Here is a 14,453-nt window from a genome sequence, read left to right as displayed (position 1 = left end):
CCGCCAGCGGGTACAACAGTTAGCCGCCCGTTTCAAACGCTAATACCAATTGCGGGACCAGATGCGCCTATTTCCCTCAATTCTCAACGTAAAGCTTTGGTGAGCGCGCGATCGAAGATCTCGAGACCCAGGTCTATTTCGGCCTCCTCGACGGTGAGGGGCGGTGCAATGCGGAAAATCCCGAAGCCGCCGCGCACCGTGCTGGTCATCATCCCCAATTCCAGGCAATTCTGCGCAACCTGCTGGGCGAGTTCAGGGTCAGGCTGGCGCGAGCGCCGGTCCTTCACGAGGTCCAGCCCGAGCAGGAGCCCGCGCCCTCGTATGTCACCGATGCACTCGTGGCGCTGCTGCAGCGCCTGCAGACCGGCCTTCAACCGGGGGCCGAGAGTTGCCGCGCGCTCCGTGAAACGATCGCGGAGAATGACCTCTATGACCTTCCGGCCGACGGCGGCGGGCAGGGGATCGGAGGCATGCGTCGTGTAGAACAGGAAGCCGCGCTCGGCGGCGACATCCTCGATTTCCGGCGTCGTCAGCATGGCGGCCAGGGGCAGGCCGGCGCCCAGGGTCTTGGAGAGGGTGAGATAATCCGGCACCACGCCGCCCGCTCACAGGCGAAGAGGGTGCCGGTGCGGCCGAGACCGGTCTGTGCCTCGTCGAAGATCAGGTGCATGTCGCGCTCGCGGCATTTGGCGGCCAGCTCCGCCATCCAGCCTTCGGGCGGCTCCAGCACGCAGCCCGAGCTCAGGATCGGCTCGACGATGCAGGCGGCCAGCGCGCCTCTCGACTGCCGGTCCACGAGTTCGAAGCCGAAATCGAGTTCGCCAATATAATGCCGTGCCACCTCGACGATCTCGCGATGGCTGTGGCCCAGTATGGCGCTCATCCGGCCCGAGGTGAAATCGAGGATTTTTCAGCCGTCGGCGTCTGTGAAATAGTTTCCCGCCGCGCTCTCGGCGATGAGCGGCGCGAAGGCGCCGCCATAACGGACCAGATGGGCGTTGGCCCTTGCCCAGAAGTCGGGATCTCTGTTGCGGCTCATGCGGCCTCCAGCGCGGCCTTGACCAGGGGCATGCGGTCGTTGCCGAAGAACATGTCGTTGCCGACGAAGATCGTCGGGCTGCCGAAGCCGCCGCGCGCGATCAGCTCGTCGGTATTGGCGCGCAGGCGCGCCTTGCAAGCCTCGCTCTCGATGCCGGCGAAGAAGCGCTGGCGCTCGATGCCAGCCTTCAAGGCGATGTCGGCCAGGACATCCTCCTTCGCGAGGTCACGATCCTCGCCCCAATAGGCCTCGAAGGCGGCCGTGGCGTAGGGCGCGAGCTTGCCCTCGTCGAGCGCCACGAAGGCGCCGCGCATGCATTTCACGCTGTTCACGGGGAAGACCGTCGGCGGGAACTTGATGGCGAGCCCGTAGAGCCGGGCCCAGTCCTGCATGTCCTTCTGGCTGTAGGCCTGCTTCAAGGGGTTGGGCTTCGCGCGGTTCTCGTAGACCGTCTGGTTGACGGCATTGAACACCCCGCCCACGAGGATCGGCTTCCAGATGATCTCGGCTGCCGCTTCTCTCGCCAGGGGCTGGATCGCGTGAAACGCCAGATAGGTCCACGGGCTCGAGCAATCGAAGTAGAAGTCCAGAGTTAGCGCCATTTCGTCCCTCCGCCGCCGGTTGCCTTGTCGTTGCCACAGCTGGCGCGTATCTTGCAAATCCATGACGGTACCGGCTGGCCAGTGTAGAGAAATGGGCCCTAAAAAGATTGCCATCGTCGTGCATCAGGAGCACTCGCGGCCCGGACGGGTTGGCGCACTGCTCGAGAAGCGCGGTTTCGAACTCCATCGACTGTGCCCCAACCTGGGGTGCAATCTGCCCGAAGACATGTCCGACTATGCGGGCGTGGTGGTCTTCGGCGGTCCCATGTCGGCCAACGATTGCGGCACCCTGGCCGGCATCAAGTGCGAACTCGAGTGGATCCCCAAGGTCGTCGATGCCGGCGTTCCCTTTCTCGGACTGTGCCTGGGCGCCCAGCTCCTGACGCGGGCGGCCGGCGGCCGGGTCGCCCCGCATCCCGAGGGCGTGGTCGAGATCGGCTATGTCGACGTCGAGCCGACGGAAGCGGGCCGCGCCTGGTTCAGGTCCCCGATGAAGGTCTATCAGTGGCACCGCGAGGGCATGACCATCCCGGATTGCTGCGAGCTGCTGGCGACCAACGAGCGCTATCCCGTGCAGGGCTTCCGCTGCGGTCCCAACGCTTTCGGCTTCCAGTTCCATCCCGAGGTGACGCTCGAGATGAAGACCATCTGGACGTTGAAGGCTGCCGAACGCCTGAAGATGCCGGGCGCGCAACAGCGTGGTGTCCACCTGTCCATGCATGCCCTCTACGATCCGCCGCTCGACCGCTGGATCAACGGCTTCCTCGATCGCTGGCTCGCCACCGATCAGCGGATCGCGCCGGTGTCGAAGGAAGTTCCCGTGCTCCGGACCGAGGTCGCCGCCGCCGCCGACTAGCCCCGCGATGGTCCTGCGCCCGGCCTTGGGCTAGTGTCTCCGCCAATCAAGAGGAGACGCTGAATGTTATCGGGTGCGCTGATCTTCGTGCTGGCCGTCGTCCTCGTGGCGCTGGTGCTGATCTTCGCGGGCGTCAAGACGGTGACGCAGGGCACGAACTGGACGGTCGAGCGGTTCGGCCGCTACACGCGCACGCTGGCCCCCGGCCTGCATTTCATCGTGCCTTTCATCGACACGATCGGCCGCAAGATGAACATGCAGGAGAATGTCTTCGACATTCCGGCGCAGAAGGTGATCACCAAGGACAATGCCACCGTGCAGGTCGATGCCGTGGCCTTTTATCAGGTGGTGGACGCCGCCCGCGCCGCCTACGAGGTCCAGAACCTCCATCAGGCCATCACCAACCTCGTGCTGACCAACATCCGCTCGGTCATGGGCAACATGGCGCTCGACGAGGCTCTGTCGAAGCGCAACGACATCAACAACACGCTGCTCGCGGTCATCGACCAGGCAACCGGCCCCTGGGGCGTCAAGGTGCTGCGCATCGAGGTCAAGGACATCGCCCCGCCCGAGGATATCGTGGTGGCGATGGGCCGTCAGATGAAGGCCGAGCGCGAGAAGCGGGCGACGATCCTCGAGGCCGAGGGCATTCGCGAGTCCAGCATACAGCGCGCGGAAGGCGAGAAGCAGTCGGCGATCCTTACCGCCGAGGGCCGCCGGGAAGCAGCCTTTCGCGACGCCGAGGCGCGCGAGCGCATGGCCGAGGCGGAGGCCAAGGCGACCTCGGTCGTGGCCGAGGCGATCGCCGGCAACGGCGTGCAGGCGACCAATTACTTCCTCGGTACCAAATACGTCGAGGCGCTGGCGAAGATGGGCTCCAGTCCCAATGCCAAGGTGTTCTTCCTGCCCGTCGAGGCGGCGGGAGTCATGGCCTCGATCGCCGGCATCGGAGAACTCGCCAAGGAGGCGCAGGCGAGGGGTGTCGAGGCGACCGGGTCGCGGCCTCGCGGCTCCGTTCCCACCGCGGGCTAGCCGGCGATGTTCAAGATCGTCTTCTGGTATTGGTGGGCGGTCGCAGCCGTGCTGCTCGTCTTCGAGATGATGCTGCCCGGCGTGGTCTTTCTCTTCCTCGCCATCGGGGCGGCGGCCGCGGGCCTGTTCCTGCTGGTCGTGTCCGATCTGTCGATCGAGCTTCAGCTCCTGACCTTCGCGGTGATCTCCGTCGTGGCCGCCATCGGTCTGCGCCGGACGCTGCGTCGCCTGCAGCACGCGGACAATCCGGCGACATCGACGCTCAATGCCCGCGGCGAGGCGCTGGTCGGCCGGATCATCGTGCTCGACGAACCCATCCTGAACGGTCGCGGCCGCGTCATCCTGGGAGACGGAAGCTGGAGCGTCACCGGTCCCGACATGTTCAAGGGCGCGAAGGTGCGCGTGAAATCGGTGAGCGGCACCGAACTTGCCGTGGAGCCGGCGCCCTGAAGCGCCGGTCCCTGCTGGCGCTCCCGGCCCTGCTCGCGCCGCTGGCTGGCCACGCGCAAACGCCTTATCCGACCAGGACGGTCCGCCTGATGGTTGGGGCCAGTGCGGGCGGCGGCACCGACATCGTGGCCCGCATGCTGGCGGATAAGCTCGCCGAATCGATGAAGGGCACCTTCGTCGTCGAGAACAAGCCGGGCGCCTCCAACACGATCGCCGCCGACCTCACGGCCAAGGCGTCGCCCGACGGCCATACCATTCTCGTCGCCACCAACACCGGGCAGGCGATCGCGCCGCATCTGCTCAAGCTCGGCTTCGATCCGATCAAGGACCTGATCCCGATCGGCCTCGTGGTGAGCGTGCCCAACGTCCTGGTGGTCGGCGCCTCGGTACCGGTGAATTCCGTGGCCGAGCTGATCGCCGCGATGAAAGCCCGGCCCGGCGAGTTCAAATATGCCTCGTCGGGTGTCGGCAGCACGCAGCATATCGCCGGCGAGGCCTTCGACATGGCGGCCGGCGTGAAGGGCATGCACGTGCCCTACAAGGGCAGCGCACAGGCGCATCTCGATATCATTGGCGGCAACGTGCAGATGATGTTCGACACGACCTCCTCGTCGATGGGCCAGATCAGGGCCGGCAAGTTCAAGCCGCTGGCCGTCACCTCGGCGCGTCGCAGCAGCGAACTGCCCGACGTGCCGACGCTCGGCGAGGCGGGGCTGCCCGGCTTCGACATGACGACCTGGTATGCCGTCTACGTGACCGCGGGCGCGCCGCCCGACGTGGTCGCCAGGCTGCAGGCCGAGCTGGCGCGTATCGTGGCGCTGCCCGACGTGCAGGCGAAGCTGCGTGGGCTTGGCGGCGAACCCGGCACGATGAGCGTGGAACAGTTCGCGCGCTACAATGCCCAGGAGTACGAGCGTTTCGGCCGCCTGATCCGCGAGGCCAATATCAAGCCGGAGTGACGCGTCTCCGACCTCCTTGTCAATTATTAACTGTTTGGTTAAGTATTGACCCGACCTGAGGAGGATCGCGATGGAACGGTCTTACGGCTGGGTGATCGTCGGTGCGGGCGCGCTGATGGGATGCGTGGCGATCGGGGCGCTGTTCTCGCTCGCGGTTTTCCTTCAGCCCATGTCGGAAGCGACAGGCTGGTCGCGCACCGGCATTTCCAGCGCCATGACGCTGGATTTCCTGACCATGGGCGTCGCGGCTTTCGGGTGGGGGGCGCTCAGCGACCGCTTCGGTCCGCGCATCGTCGTCCTGTCGGGTGCCGTCCTCCTGGGCCTTGGCCTGGCGCTGGCCAGCCGGGCCACCAGCCTGCTCGAATTCCAGCTCCTCTACGGCATCGTGGTCGGCATTGCCGCCGGTGCGGTGTTCGCGCCGATGATCGCGACCGTCACCGGCTGGTTCGACAGGCATCGCAGCCTTGCCGTCTCGCTGGTCTCGGCCGGCATGGGCGTGGCGCCGATGACCATCTCGCCCTTCGCGCAGTGGCTGATCTCCGCCTACGACTGGAGAACGGCACAACTCACCATCGCGATCGTCGCCTGGGTTCTCCTGGTGCCGGCGGCGCTGCTGGTCCGCCGTCCGCCTGAGACGACTGCCGCATCGCCCGGGATGGCGGCGGAAGGCGGGGAGGGGATGACCGTGGGGCGCGCGCTGCGTTCACCGCAGTTCATCGTGCTCTCGCTCACCTTCTTCTGCTGCTGCGCCGCGCATTCCGGGCCGATCTTCCACACGGTGAGCTACGCGCTCGCCTGCGGCCTGCCGGCCATGACGGCCGTCGCGATCTACAGCGTCGAAGGGTTGGCGGGCCTGGGCGGCCGTGTCCTGTTCGGCCTGCTGGGCGACCGGTTCGGCGCGCGCAGGGTCGTCGTCGCCGGGCTGATGCTTCAGGCGGTGGGGGCCGGCAGCTACTATTTCACGCGCGACGCGGGAGAGTTCTATGGCGTCGCCATCCTGTTCGGCATGGCCTATGGCGGGGTGATGCCGCTCTATGCCGTGCTGGCCCGCGAGTATTTTCCCCTGCGCATCATGGGAACGGTGTTCGGCGGCGCGGCAATGATCTCCAGTCTCGGCATGGCGCTGGGCCCGGCGGTCGGCGGCTGGATCTTCGATACCTTCCACGGCTACGGCTATCTCTACATCGCGTCGTTCGGCATGGGACTGGCGGCCGTCGCCATTGCCTTGGCTTTCCCGACGCCATCGTCCGCCCAGAGCGCCCCGCAAGCCCTGCCGGCATAGACCGAGAGGCCGTTGAAAAAGCCGCAGCCCTGGCAAATAAACGAAACAAACGAAATGAACGAAACAATCGAAGCCGGTGTCGCAGCCCTGGATCTTGTGTCGCGCCGACCGTTGACGGATCGATGTCTGTCGCGGGTGTTTCTGAAAACCTGTTTGAAGCCTGCTAAATCTGCGCAGGACGCGCAACGCAGGCACCTCTCTGCGAGTTGATCGGGTAACAGAACCCGGAGAATCCAATGAAAGTAGCCCTGACGGGCCTGACGGTCCTCGCGGTGGTTGGCGGCGCCGCTCATGCCCAGCCCCAGCGTTTCAACTCCGACTTCAGCACGATGCAGGAAGCTGGCCCTCCGGTCGCCGGGGGTGGCGGTGCGACAGCCGGTCCAAACTGGAAAAACCAGGCCAACTTGCCGATGCCGGGTTCCGAGGAGATCAGCGAAGTGCCGCGCAACCGCGAGTCCCCGCTTCTGGACACGCCGATTCCCGCGCGGCCAGCTGCGCCCCCGGCCAGCGCCCCGCCGGCACGCCCTCGCCAGTAGCTACAGGCAGTAGCTAGATGATGGCGTCGCCGTCCTTCAGGAAGGCTTCGAGGGCACGCTCGTGCGGCTCGAGATCGAGGCCCTGCGCGGCCACCCACTCGTCGTTGTAGTAGGTGTGGCCGTAGCGTTCGCCGGCGTCGCAGATCAGCGACACCAGAGAGCCCGTGCGGCCTTCGGCCTTCATGCGTGACGTGAGGATGCAGAGGGCCACGAAGTTGGTGCCGGTGGAGCCGCCGACCTTGCGGCCCAGCAGGCGCGACAGCACGCGCATGCCGGCCAGCGACTGGGCGTCGGGAACGCGCATCATGCGATCGATCATGTTGGGTAGGAACGACGGCTCGACCCTGGGGCGCCCGATCCCCTCGATGCGCGAGCCGCGCTCGCAGGTCGCCTGGAGGTTGCCCGTGGCGAAGGCTTCGAAGAAGGACGAGAACTCCGGATCGGCCACGCAGAGACGGGTGGCGTAGCGCATGTAGCGGATGTACCGGCCCAGCGTCGCCGTGGTGCCGCCGGTCCCGGCGCTCATGACGATCCAGGTCGGCACCGGGTGAGGTTCGCGGCTCATCTGCTCGAAGATCGATTCGGCGATATTGTTGTTGCCGCGCCAGTCGGTCGCCCGCTCGGCATAGGTGAACTGGTCGACGTAGACGCCGCGCAGCTCGGTCGCCAGCGCCTCGGCGGCGGCGTAGATCCCGCGACCGTCGGCTACCAGATGGCATTTCCCGTGCTGGCGTTCGATCTCCGCGATCTTTTCCGCCGAGGTCGATGCCGACATCACGGCATGGAAAGGCAGGCCCAGCAGACGGGCGAAGTAGGCCTCCGAAATCGCCGTCGAGCCCGAAGAGGCCTCGACGATCGGCGTGTCCTGGCGGATGCGGCCGTTGCAGATGCCGTACAGGAACAGAGAGCGGGCCAGCCGGTGCTTCAGGCTGCCGGTGGGATGGGTCGACTCGTCCTTGAGATAGACGTCGATCCCCTCGAGCACCGGCAGGTCGAGCCGCAAGAGGTGCGTGTCGGCCGACCGGCGCTGGTCGTTGCGGATCAGATCCAGGGCGCGGCGGGACCATTCGGCATCGTTGTGACGGGCAACCGCCTCGTCGAGAAGCTGCATATGCGTCATGGTCGCGCCCGCCGGTACCCGGTTCCCGACGTCAGCCGCCGATGATCTTCTTTTCGATCATGCAGTGGATGCCCTTGTTGCCGTCGACCGTCTGGGTGACGTGCAGGTCGGCCTGAAGGCTGCAGAGCATGTAGGCGTCCTCGGGCTTGAGGCCTGTCTTTGCGGTGATCAGCCGGATCATGTCGCGCAGGGCTTCCTTGGCGGCGTCGTCGAGGTCCTGGTCGAAGCCGTGGGTGATCCAGTGGGTCGCCGTCTCGGCGCGCGGATTGTTGAGTTTCATGCCCTTGTGCAGGGTGAACTTGAAGGTGCCGCTGAGGCTGGTCTCGAGCGCCGTCAGGTTGACCTCGCCGTCGCCCTGCACACCGTGGCCGTCGCCGGTCGAGAACAGGCCGCCGTCGGCGAAGACGGGGAAGTAGACCGTGGTGCCGACCCGGAAATGCTTGTTGTCGATGTTGCCGCCGAAGGCGCGGGGCTCGACCGAGCTGCACTGGCCCCATTCCGGCGGCGGGGCGACGCCCATGATGCCGAAGAACGGCTTGAGCTCGATCTCGGTGCCCCACGGCATGGTGCAGACGCCGCGGTTGGAATCGATCGGGATGTGGGTCAGGCGGAAGAAGGGGAAATCCTCGGGCAGCGTGCCCATCAGCGGCCGCTGCACGTTCCAGCCCCAGTTGGTGCGGAACTTGATGTCGAGCACTTCGACCGCCAGAACGTCGCCGCGCTCGGCGCCTTCGACATGAACCGGCCCGGTCAGAATGTGGCGGCCGATATGCGGCTTCAGCTTGGAGAGGATCTCGCGATGCTCGGGCAGCACGTTGTAAGGCTCGCCCGGCAGGATTTCGGCGGCGCCGGAGACGCAATGGATCGTGGCCGTGTCGCCCGACTTGATGCGAAGCTGCGGCGGGAGCTGGCTGTCGAAATAGCCCCAGTGGCAGGTCTCGGGCGAAGAATGCAGCTCGTGGTTGGCCATTTCGATCCTCAAATGTAGTGTCCTGCGCCCGAAGCACATACCGTGCCCGGGGAATCATCTCAAATCGGCCGAGAATGTCACCGTGAACTACCGCCACGGCTATCACGCCGGCAATTTTGCCGACCTGCTGAAGCACACCGCGCTCTGCGAACTGCTGCGCCTGCTGACGGCCAAGGACAAGAAGCTGTTCGTGCTCGACACCCATGCCGGGGCCGGTGGCTATGATCTCGCCGGATCGCAGGCGCGCCGCACGGGCGAGGCAGAGGCGGGCATCGGCCGCCTGATGGCCGAGAGCCGGACCGGGATGCCCGCTTCCGTCGTGCGCTATCTCGCGGCCGTGCAGGCCTACGCCCGCAAGTTCGGCCCCTCGGGGGGCGCTCTCCATCGATATCCCGGCTCACCACGACTGGTCCGGGCGGCCCTGCGGCCGGGCGACCGGTTTGTCGCCTGCGAGAAGCATCCTGAGGAGGCGCTGCTGCTGAAGCGCGAGTTCGCCGGCGACCGCGCGGTCGAGGTCCGGCAGGCTGACGGCTATCACGCGATCAAGTCGACGCTGCCGCCGGTCGAGCGCCGCGCCCTGGTGCTGATCGATCCGCCCTTCGAGGCGACCGACGAATTCGAAGTGCTGACGCGCGCCGTGCGGCACGGGCTGCGCCGCTTCGCCACCGGTTGCTACGCGATCTGGTATCCGATCAAGGACGAGGCGGCGGTCTCGTCCTTCGTCGCGTCCCTGGCGGAGGTGGAATACGTGCGCATGGAACTCGAACTGGGGCCGCGCGCTCCCGAGGGCAAGCTCGCGGCGTGCGGGCTCATCGTGATCAATCCGCCCTGGAAATTCGAAGAGGCGATGCGGGAGGCGCTGCCCTGGATCGCCGCCCGTCTCGGCGACGGGGCCAGGTCGAGCTTCTTCGTGTCGCCGAAGGGCGCGCCGACCCAGGCCTAGTCGAGCGATATCTCGCCGCTACTTCTTGCCGTTGCTGCTCTTCTCGGGCCGCCATCCCCAGGCTTCGTAGGCGGCTTCGAGGATCTTCGGGTCCAGCGCATGGTCGCCGATCTCGACGCCTTCGCCCAGCCTGTCAGCGATGATCCGCAGGCCCTTCAGACGGGCATGCATCTTCTCGTCGCTGGCAATGACGTGCCAGGGGGCATGCTCGGTGTCGGTGCGCTCCAGCATGTCGTCGTAGGCTTCGAGATACTGTTTGCGCTTGGCGATGTTGCGAAAATCCTCCAGTCCGATCTTGTAGTGCTTGCTGGGCTTGCTCAGCCGCTCGATCATCCGCCGCTTCTGCTCCTCGGCGCTCACATGCACGAGCAGCTTCACGATGCGGACGCCATCGTCGGCGAGCTGGCACTCGAATTCGTTGATCTCGCGGTAGGCGCGCTCCCAGGCCGACTTCTCGCAGAAGCCCTCGATCCTCTCCACCAGAACGCGGCCGTACCAGGTGCGGTCGAAGATGGCCCAGTTGCCGGGCGCCGGGAGCCGGTTCCAGAAGCGCCAGAGATAATGCCGGCCCTGCTCTTCGGGAGTCGGCGCGCCGATGCGCCAGACCTGCACCGACTTCGGCTCCAGTCCCGCCACCAGCCGTTCGATCAGGCCGCCTTTGCCGGCGGCGTCCCAGCCATCGAGGCAGATCAGCGCGCGGCCACCGGTTCGCAGATCGTGGATCTGAAGTTCGAGCAGCCGATCCTGTAATTTTTTGATCTGGCGTTCGTAACTTTGCTTGTCGATCGGACCGTCGATCATCTCGATCTTGTCCAGTCGTGGCCATTTGCCCATTCCGTCCTCCTGCCCGGATCGTGACAGCGGCGTGGCGTAGAGGCAATGCAGGGAGATTGACAGCGCTAACCGGCGCGACGACTAATCTTCGCCGATGGCCGAAACGGAACCCACAATTCGCTACACCGAGCACGCGGGGAAGCCCGTCGTGGAAGTCGGCGGGACCTGGACGGTGTTCAGCGTCCGCGGAATCCGCAAGAAGGCCGAGAGCGCCCTCGCGGCCGCCGGTACCCGCTCGAAGGATCGTCGAGCCGTCGATGCGACGGGCCTGGAGAGAGTCGACACGGCCGGGGCGCTCGAAATCCTGGAGCTCGCCGGGTGCGGCCCCGACGCCGAGGTGAAGACCCGGAGCGAGGCGCAGGCTGCCCTCTTCAAGGTGGTCCGCGAGAACATGTGCCAGGCCCAGCCGGACCGTAAGGTCAACTGGCTGGCGCACTGGCTGGAGGAGATCGGCCGCGGAACGATCGACTTCTACAAGCAGATCCTCAATCTCTGCTCTTTCTTCGGCGAAATCCTGGTGGTCGTCGTCGAAGCCATTCTGCAGCCCCGGCGCTTCCGGCCGAATGCCATCATCCAGCAGATGTACGAGGTCTGGATCAGAGCTCTCGTGATCGTCGGCGTGCTGTGCTTCCTGATCGGCGTGGTCATCGCCTACCAGGGCGTCCAGCAGCTTCGCCAGTTCGGCGCCGAGACCTTCACCGTCGAGGCGGTCGGTATCGGCATGTTCCGCGAACTGGGACCGCTCCTGACGGCGATCATCGTCGCCGGCCGCTCGGGCAGCGCCTTCACGGCCCAGATCGGCACGATGCAGGTCAACCAGGAGGTCGATGCCATGCGCACGATCGGCCTCAATCCGATCGAATGGCTGGTCCTGCCGCGCATCAGCGCCTTGCTGATCTCCATGCCGCTGCTGGCCTTCTGGGGCGACATGGCGGGCCTGCTGGGCGGCGCGGTGGCCTGCACCGTCTATCTCGACTTCACCTTCGTGCAGTTCTTCGACCGGCTGCGCGACACGGTCGGTGCCTGGCACTTCTACACCGGCATGATCAAGGCGCCGGTGTTCGGCATCGTGATCGCCACGATCGGCTGCTTCGAGGGGCTCCAGGTGCGCGGCAGCGCTGAGAGCGTGGGCCAGCTCACGACCAAGTCCGTCGTCGAATCGATCTTCTGCGTGATCGTGCTGGACGCGGTGTTCTCGATCATCTTCCTGCTCGCCGGCGTCTGATGGCCGAAGGCGCCAAGGTGGAAGGGGGGCAGATCGTCGATCACAGCGACGGCCGGGAGGTCGTCTTGCGCCTGCGGGGAATCCGAACACAGTTCGGCGACAAGGTGATCCACGACAATCTCGATTTCGACGTATTCCGAGGCGAGATTGTCGGTCTGGTCGGCGGATCCGGCACCGGCAAGTCGGTCCTTCTGCGGACCATCATCGGCCTGAACGAAGCGCGCGAGGGCACCATCGAGATGCTGGGGGTCGATACCAGCACCCTGCACGGCAAGGCCCAGCGCCAGATGCTGGCCCGTACCGGCGTCCAGTTCCAGGACGGTGCATTGTTCTCCTCGCTCACCGTCACGGAAAACATCATCGTTCCGATTCGCGAGCATGCAGAGCTGGAAGAACAGACGATGCGCGAGATCGCGGCGCTGAAAGTGGCTCTGGTCGGCCTTCCGGCCGACACCGGGGAGAAGAAGCCGTCTGAACTTTCAGGCGGCATGCGCAAACGCGCCAGCCTCGCCCGCGCGCTCGCTCTCGATCCGGAACTCTTGTTTCTTGACGAGCCCACGGCGGGCCTCGATCCGATCGGCGCCGCCCATTACGATGAACTCGTCAAGGGCCTCAGCCGGAACCTCGGGCTCACGGTTCTGATGGTCACGCACGACCTGGATAGCCTGAATGCAATTTGCGACCGCATTGCAGTCCTGCTCGACAAGCGCGTTGTGGTGGGTACGATGGCGGAATTGCTGGAATACGATCATCCCTGGGTCCGGGAATATTTCCACGGACCGAGAGGGCGCGCAGCGCGGCGGGAGCAGAAGTAGTACCGGATGGAAAGAAAATCGCCCTACGTGCTGATTGGCGCGGCGATGATCCTGTTCGTCGCCGCCCTTGCCGGATTCGTCATCTGGAAGCTGCGCGCAGGCGACCGCACATCGTACGCCTATTATGACATTCTCTTTTCGGGCGACGTACAGGGGCTGACCAACGATTCGCCGGTCTTCTACCGCGGTTTGCGCGTCGGCCGCGTGGTCAACATCCAGCTCACCTCCCGGGTCGATACGCAGCGTTCGACCGGTCGGGAGCGCCTGACGGAAAAGATCGAGGTCACGGTGGCGGTCGACTGGTCGATCGACATCCGCGACCGTTCCTATGCCGTCTTCGAGAAGCCGTTCATCGCCGGCTCGCCCTTCATCCAGATCGTGGGACGTCTCGACGTCGATCAGGTGAAGCCCAAGAAGAAGCTGGGTGATAAGCCTTACCCCGAGATTCGCGAGGGCGCCTCGTTCCTGCAGGCAACCTCGACCTCGGCGCAGGAGCTGCTGACCAAGGCCAGCACGACCGTGGACCGGCTGAACGACCTGTTGAGCCCGGACAATATCGGTGCGGTCACCGACACGCTGCGCAACCTCCAGACGGCGACCAACGCTTTCGCCAAGTCCGATGGCGCCATCCAGACTACCCTGGCCGAACTGCCGGGGGCGATCGCCGATTTCCGCAGGACGTTCACCAAGCTGGATGATCTGTCGAACTCGTTCACCCTGATTGCCAAGGAGATCGGCCCGCAGGACGCCGAGACGCGCAAGGCTCTTGCCGGCAAGGATCCGGGCGAGCTGCGCAAGACGTTGAACGAGACCCGCGCGGCGCTGTCCAACATCAACGCCGCCGCCACACAGCTGAACAAGCTGGTCACGGACAACAGCCGCCCGATCAAGAATTTCACCGAGATCGGCCTCACCGAGTTCTCGCTGGCGCTGCGGGATCTGCGCCAGCTCACCGCCAATCTGAACGTCATCGCCACACGACTGGAGCGCGACCCGGCTAACTTCGTGTTCAGCGGCAAGCAGGGATACACGCCGAAATGATCCGTTGCCTGGCCGTCTGCGCGGCTGTTGTTGCCCTCCTGTCGGGCTGCTCGTTCGTCAGTGCCGTCGACTCGGTAGGCGACCCGACCGACCTCTACACCGTCTCGCCCAAGAGCACCTTCGACGCCGACCTGCCGTCGGTCTACTGGCAGCTTGCGGTCGAGGCGCCGGTGGCGGCCGCGAACCTCGATACCGGTCGCATCGCCATCGCCATGACGCCGACCTCCACGGACTACTATGCCAAGGCGGCATGGACAGACCGGGCGCCGTTGATGGTGCAGACCCGTATCGTCGATTCGTTCGAGAACACGCGCAAGATCGTGGCGGTTTCCCGCGAATCGATCGCCTTGCGCGCCAATTACGTGCTGCAGCCCGATCTGCGCAATTTCGAGGCCATGTATTTCTACGGCCAGCCGCCGATCGTGAAGGTCCGCATCATCGCCAAGCTGGTGCGCATGCCCGACCGGCAGATCATCGGCGTCGCCTCCTTCGAGCGGTGCGTCCGGGCACGTGCCGACAAGGTGCCGAAAGTCGTCGAGGCGTTCGACCAGGCCTTGGGCAGCGTGATCAAGCAGCTGGTTTCATGGACGTTGCGGACGCCCCCGCCGAGGCCGCCGAGCGACAGCGCGCCCTACGACATCCAGCGCTATCGCAACCCGGCGAACGCCGTCATCGACAGCGCGAATTGCCCGAAGGGCAACGACACTTCGATGGTTCCCTACACCGACGAATAGGGACGAGTAGGAAGG

At 65.5% G+C, this 14,453-nt stretch carries 15 protein-coding genes and 1 pseudogene; 11 read left to right on the top strand and 5 right to left on the bottom strand.

Translation table 11 applies throughout. The features are described from left to right. Nucleotides 1-83: 83 nt before the first annotated feature. Both ACQY78_RS05995 and ACQY78_RS05990 read right to left on the bottom strand, forming a co-directional pair. Nucleotides 84-1,039 (bottom strand): annotated as a pseudogene (locus tag ACQY78_RS05995) (aminotransferase class III-fold pyridoxal phosphate-dependent enzyme). Then, the gene (locus ACQY78_RS05990; protein ID WP_428683671.1) at nucleotides 1,036-1,641 is read right to left on the bottom strand and encodes a 2-hydroxychromene-2-carboxylate isomerase; all 606 of its coding nucleotides are present in this window, start codon (nucleotides 1,639-1,641) and stop codon (nucleotides 1,036-1,038) included. The pseudogene ACQY78_RS05995 and the gene ACQY78_RS05990 overlap by 4 nt, the downstream one beginning before the upstream one ends. Nucleotides 1,642-1,732: 91 nt before the next feature. Here ACQY78_RS05990 and ACQY78_RS05985 point away from each other — a divergent pair, with 91 nt between their 5' ends. The 6 genes from ACQY78_RS05985 (at nucleotide 1,733) to ACQY78_RS05960 (ending at nucleotide 6,756) form a co-directional block, all read left to right on the top strand. Then, nucleotides 1,733-2,497 carry a glutamine amidotransferase-related protein gene (locus ACQY78_RS05985; RefSeq protein WP_428683669.1) on the top strand — a complete coding sequence of 255 codons (765 nt, stop codon included), beginning with the start codon at nucleotides 1,733-1,735 and terminating at the stop codon, nucleotides 2,495-2,497. 63 nt (nucleotides 2,498-2,560) lie between these two features. Beyond that, nucleotides 2,561-3,529, top strand: a complete 969-nt coding sequence (locus ACQY78_RS05980) for an SPFH domain-containing protein (RefSeq protein WP_428683667.1) — start codon at nucleotides 2,561-2,563, stop codon at nucleotides 3,527-3,529. Between the two features lie 6 nt (nucleotides 3,530-3,535). Then, nucleotides 3,536-3,979 (top strand): NfeD family protein, encoded by a 444-nt coding sequence (locus ACQY78_RS05975; RefSeq protein WP_428683665.1) that lies wholly within the window; start codon nucleotides 3,536-3,538, stop codon nucleotides 3,977-3,979. An 89-nt stretch (nucleotides 3,980-4,068) separates the two neighbouring features. Then, nucleotides 4,069-4,938, top strand: a complete 870-nt coding sequence (locus ACQY78_RS05970) for a Bug family tripartite tricarboxylate transporter substrate binding protein (RefSeq protein WP_428683663.1) — start codon at nucleotides 4,069-4,071, stop codon at nucleotides 4,936-4,938. 70 nt (nucleotides 4,939-5,008) lie between these two features. Next, a complete protein-coding gene (locus ACQY78_RS05965; RefSeq protein WP_428683661.1) occupies nucleotides 5,009-6,220 on the top strand; it encodes an MFS transporter in 1,212 nt (403 codons plus the stop codon). A 236-nt stretch (nucleotides 6,221-6,456) separates the two neighbouring features. Continuing rightward, nucleotides 6,457-6,756, top strand: coding sequence for a hypothetical protein (locus ACQY78_RS05960; RefSeq protein ID WP_428683659.1), 300 nt, complete (start codon nucleotides 6,457-6,459; stop codon nucleotides 6,754-6,756). A 13-nt stretch (nucleotides 6,757-6,769) separates the two neighbouring features. Here the strand turns inward: ACQY78_RS05960 and ACQY78_RS05955 are convergent, their stop codons facing one another. Both ACQY78_RS05955 and ACQY78_RS05950 read right to left on the bottom strand, forming a co-directional pair. Beyond that, entirely contained in the window at nucleotides 6,770-7,867 is a 1,098-nt protein-coding gene (locus ACQY78_RS05955) for a PLP-dependent cysteine synthase family protein (protein WP_428686326.1), read from the bottom strand. Between the two features lie 40 nt (nucleotides 7,868-7,907). Then, nucleotides 7,908-8,846: an acetamidase/formamidase family protein gene (locus ACQY78_RS05950; protein WP_422028977.1), complete on the bottom strand. Its 939-nt coding sequence runs from the start codon at nucleotides 8,844-8,846 to the stop codon at nucleotides 7,908-7,910. An 82-nt stretch (nucleotides 8,847-8,928) separates the two neighbouring features. Here ACQY78_RS05950 and ACQY78_RS05945 point away from each other — a divergent pair, with 82 nt between their 5' ends. After that, nucleotides 8,929-9,789 carry a 23S rRNA (adenine(2030)-N(6))-methyltransferase RlmJ gene (locus ACQY78_RS05945; RefSeq protein WP_428683656.1) on the top strand — a complete coding sequence of 287 codons (861 nt, stop codon included), beginning with the start codon at nucleotides 8,929-8,931 and terminating at the stop codon, nucleotides 9,787-9,789. Nucleotides 9,790-9,807: 18 nt separating this feature from the next. On the opposite strand, the gene ACQY78_RS05940 is transcribed toward ACQY78_RS05945, so the two are convergent. After that, a complete protein-coding gene (locus ACQY78_RS05940) occupies nucleotides 9,808-10,623 on the bottom strand; it encodes a polyphosphate kinase 2 family protein (RefSeq protein ID WP_428683654.1) in 816 nt (271 codons plus the stop codon). A 148-nt stretch (nucleotides 10,624-10,771) separates the two neighbouring features. Between ACQY78_RS05940 and ACQY78_RS05935 the strand changes: the two genes are divergently transcribed. The 4 genes from ACQY78_RS05935 to ACQY78_RS05920 are packed head-to-tail and all read left to right on the top strand — an operon-like array spanning nucleotide 10,772 to nucleotide 14,438. Further along, nucleotides 10,772-11,848, top strand: a complete 1,077-nt coding sequence (locus ACQY78_RS05935) for an MlaE family ABC transporter permease (protein WP_428683652.1) — start codon at nucleotides 10,772-10,774, stop codon at nucleotides 11,846-11,848. Next, a complete protein-coding gene (locus tag ACQY78_RS05930) occupies nucleotides 11,848-12,663 on the top strand; it encodes an ABC transporter ATP-binding protein (RefSeq protein ID WP_428683650.1) in 816 nt (271 codons plus the stop codon). Before ACQY78_RS05935 ends, ACQY78_RS05930 begins: the two co-directional genes overlap by 1 nt. A gap of 6 nt (nucleotides 12,664-12,669) precedes the next feature. Next, nucleotides 12,670-13,704, top strand: a complete 1,035-nt coding sequence (locus tag ACQY78_RS05925; protein ID WP_428683648.1) for an MlaD family protein — start codon at nucleotides 12,670-12,672, stop codon at nucleotides 13,702-13,704. Continuing rightward, the gene (locus ACQY78_RS05920) at nucleotides 13,701-14,438 is read left to right on the top strand and encodes an ABC-type transport auxiliary lipoprotein family protein (RefSeq protein ID WP_428683646.1); all 738 of its coding nucleotides are present in this window, start codon (nucleotides 13,701-13,703) and stop codon (nucleotides 14,436-14,438) included. Before ACQY78_RS05925 ends, ACQY78_RS05920 begins: the two co-directional genes overlap by 4 nt. The last annotated feature ends 15 nt before the right edge of the window (nucleotides 14,439-14,453 follow it).

This window comes from Reyranella sp. (assembly GCF_965279625.1).
GTDB lineage: Bacteria > Pseudomonadota > Alphaproteobacteria > Reyranellales > Reyranellaceae > Reyranella.
The sequence above is the reverse complement of the archived record's forward strand: the minus strand, read 5'-3'. Positions and strand labels throughout refer to the sequence as shown.

Bases quoted from the DNA above. Each gene is read 5' to 3' on its own strand.
- ACQY78_RS05930 (WP_428683650.1), top strand. From the start codon at position 11,848: ATGGCCGAAGGCGCCAAGGTGGAAGGGGGGCAGATCGTCGATCACAGC.
- ACQY78_RS05980 (WP_428683667.1), top strand. From the start codon at position 2,561: ATGTTATCGGGTGCGCTGATCTTCGTGCTGGCCGTCGTCCTCGTGGCG.
- ACQY78_RS05950 (WP_422028977.1), bottom strand. From the start codon at position 8,846: ATGGCCAACCACGAGCTGCATTCTTCGCCCGAGACCTGCCACTGGGGC.
- ACQY78_RS05975 (WP_428683665.1), top strand. From the start codon at position 3,536: ATGTTCAAGATCGTCTTCTGGTATTGGTGGGCGGTCGCAGCCGTGCTG.
- ACQY78_RS05940 (WP_428683654.1), bottom strand. From the start codon at position 10,623: ATGGGCAAATGGCCACGACTGGACAAGATCGAGATGATCGACGGTCCG.
- ACQY78_RS05970 (WP_428683663.1), top strand. From the start codon at position 4,069: ATGGTTGGGGCCAGTGCGGGCGGCGGCACCGACATCGTGGCCCGCATG.
- ACQY78_RS05925 (WP_428683648.1), top strand. From the start codon at position 12,670: ATGGAAAGAAAATCGCCCTACGTGCTGATTGGCGCGGCGATGATCCTG.
- ACQY78_RS05920 (WP_428683646.1), top strand. From the start codon at position 13,701: ATGATCCGTTGCCTGGCCGTCTGCGCGGCTGTTGTTGCCCTCCTGTCG.
- ACQY78_RS05990 (WP_428683671.1), bottom strand. From the start codon at position 1,641: ATGGCGCTAACTCTGGACTTCTACTTCGATTGCTCGAGCCCGTGGACC.
- ACQY78_RS05960 (WP_428683659.1), top strand. From the start codon at position 6,457: ATGAAAGTAGCCCTGACGGGCCTGACGGTCCTCGCGGTGGTTGGCGGC.
- ACQY78_RS05985 (WP_428683669.1), top strand. From the start codon at position 1,733: ATGGGCCCTAAAAAGATTGCCATCGTCGTGCATCAGGAGCACTCGCGG.
- ACQY78_RS05965 (WP_428683661.1), top strand. From the start codon at position 5,009: ATGGAACGGTCTTACGGCTGGGTGATCGTCGGTGCGGGCGCGCTGATG.
- ACQY78_RS05955 (WP_428686326.1), bottom strand. From the start codon at position 7,867: ATGCAGCTTCTCGACGAGGCGGTTGCCCGTCACAACGATGCCGAATGG.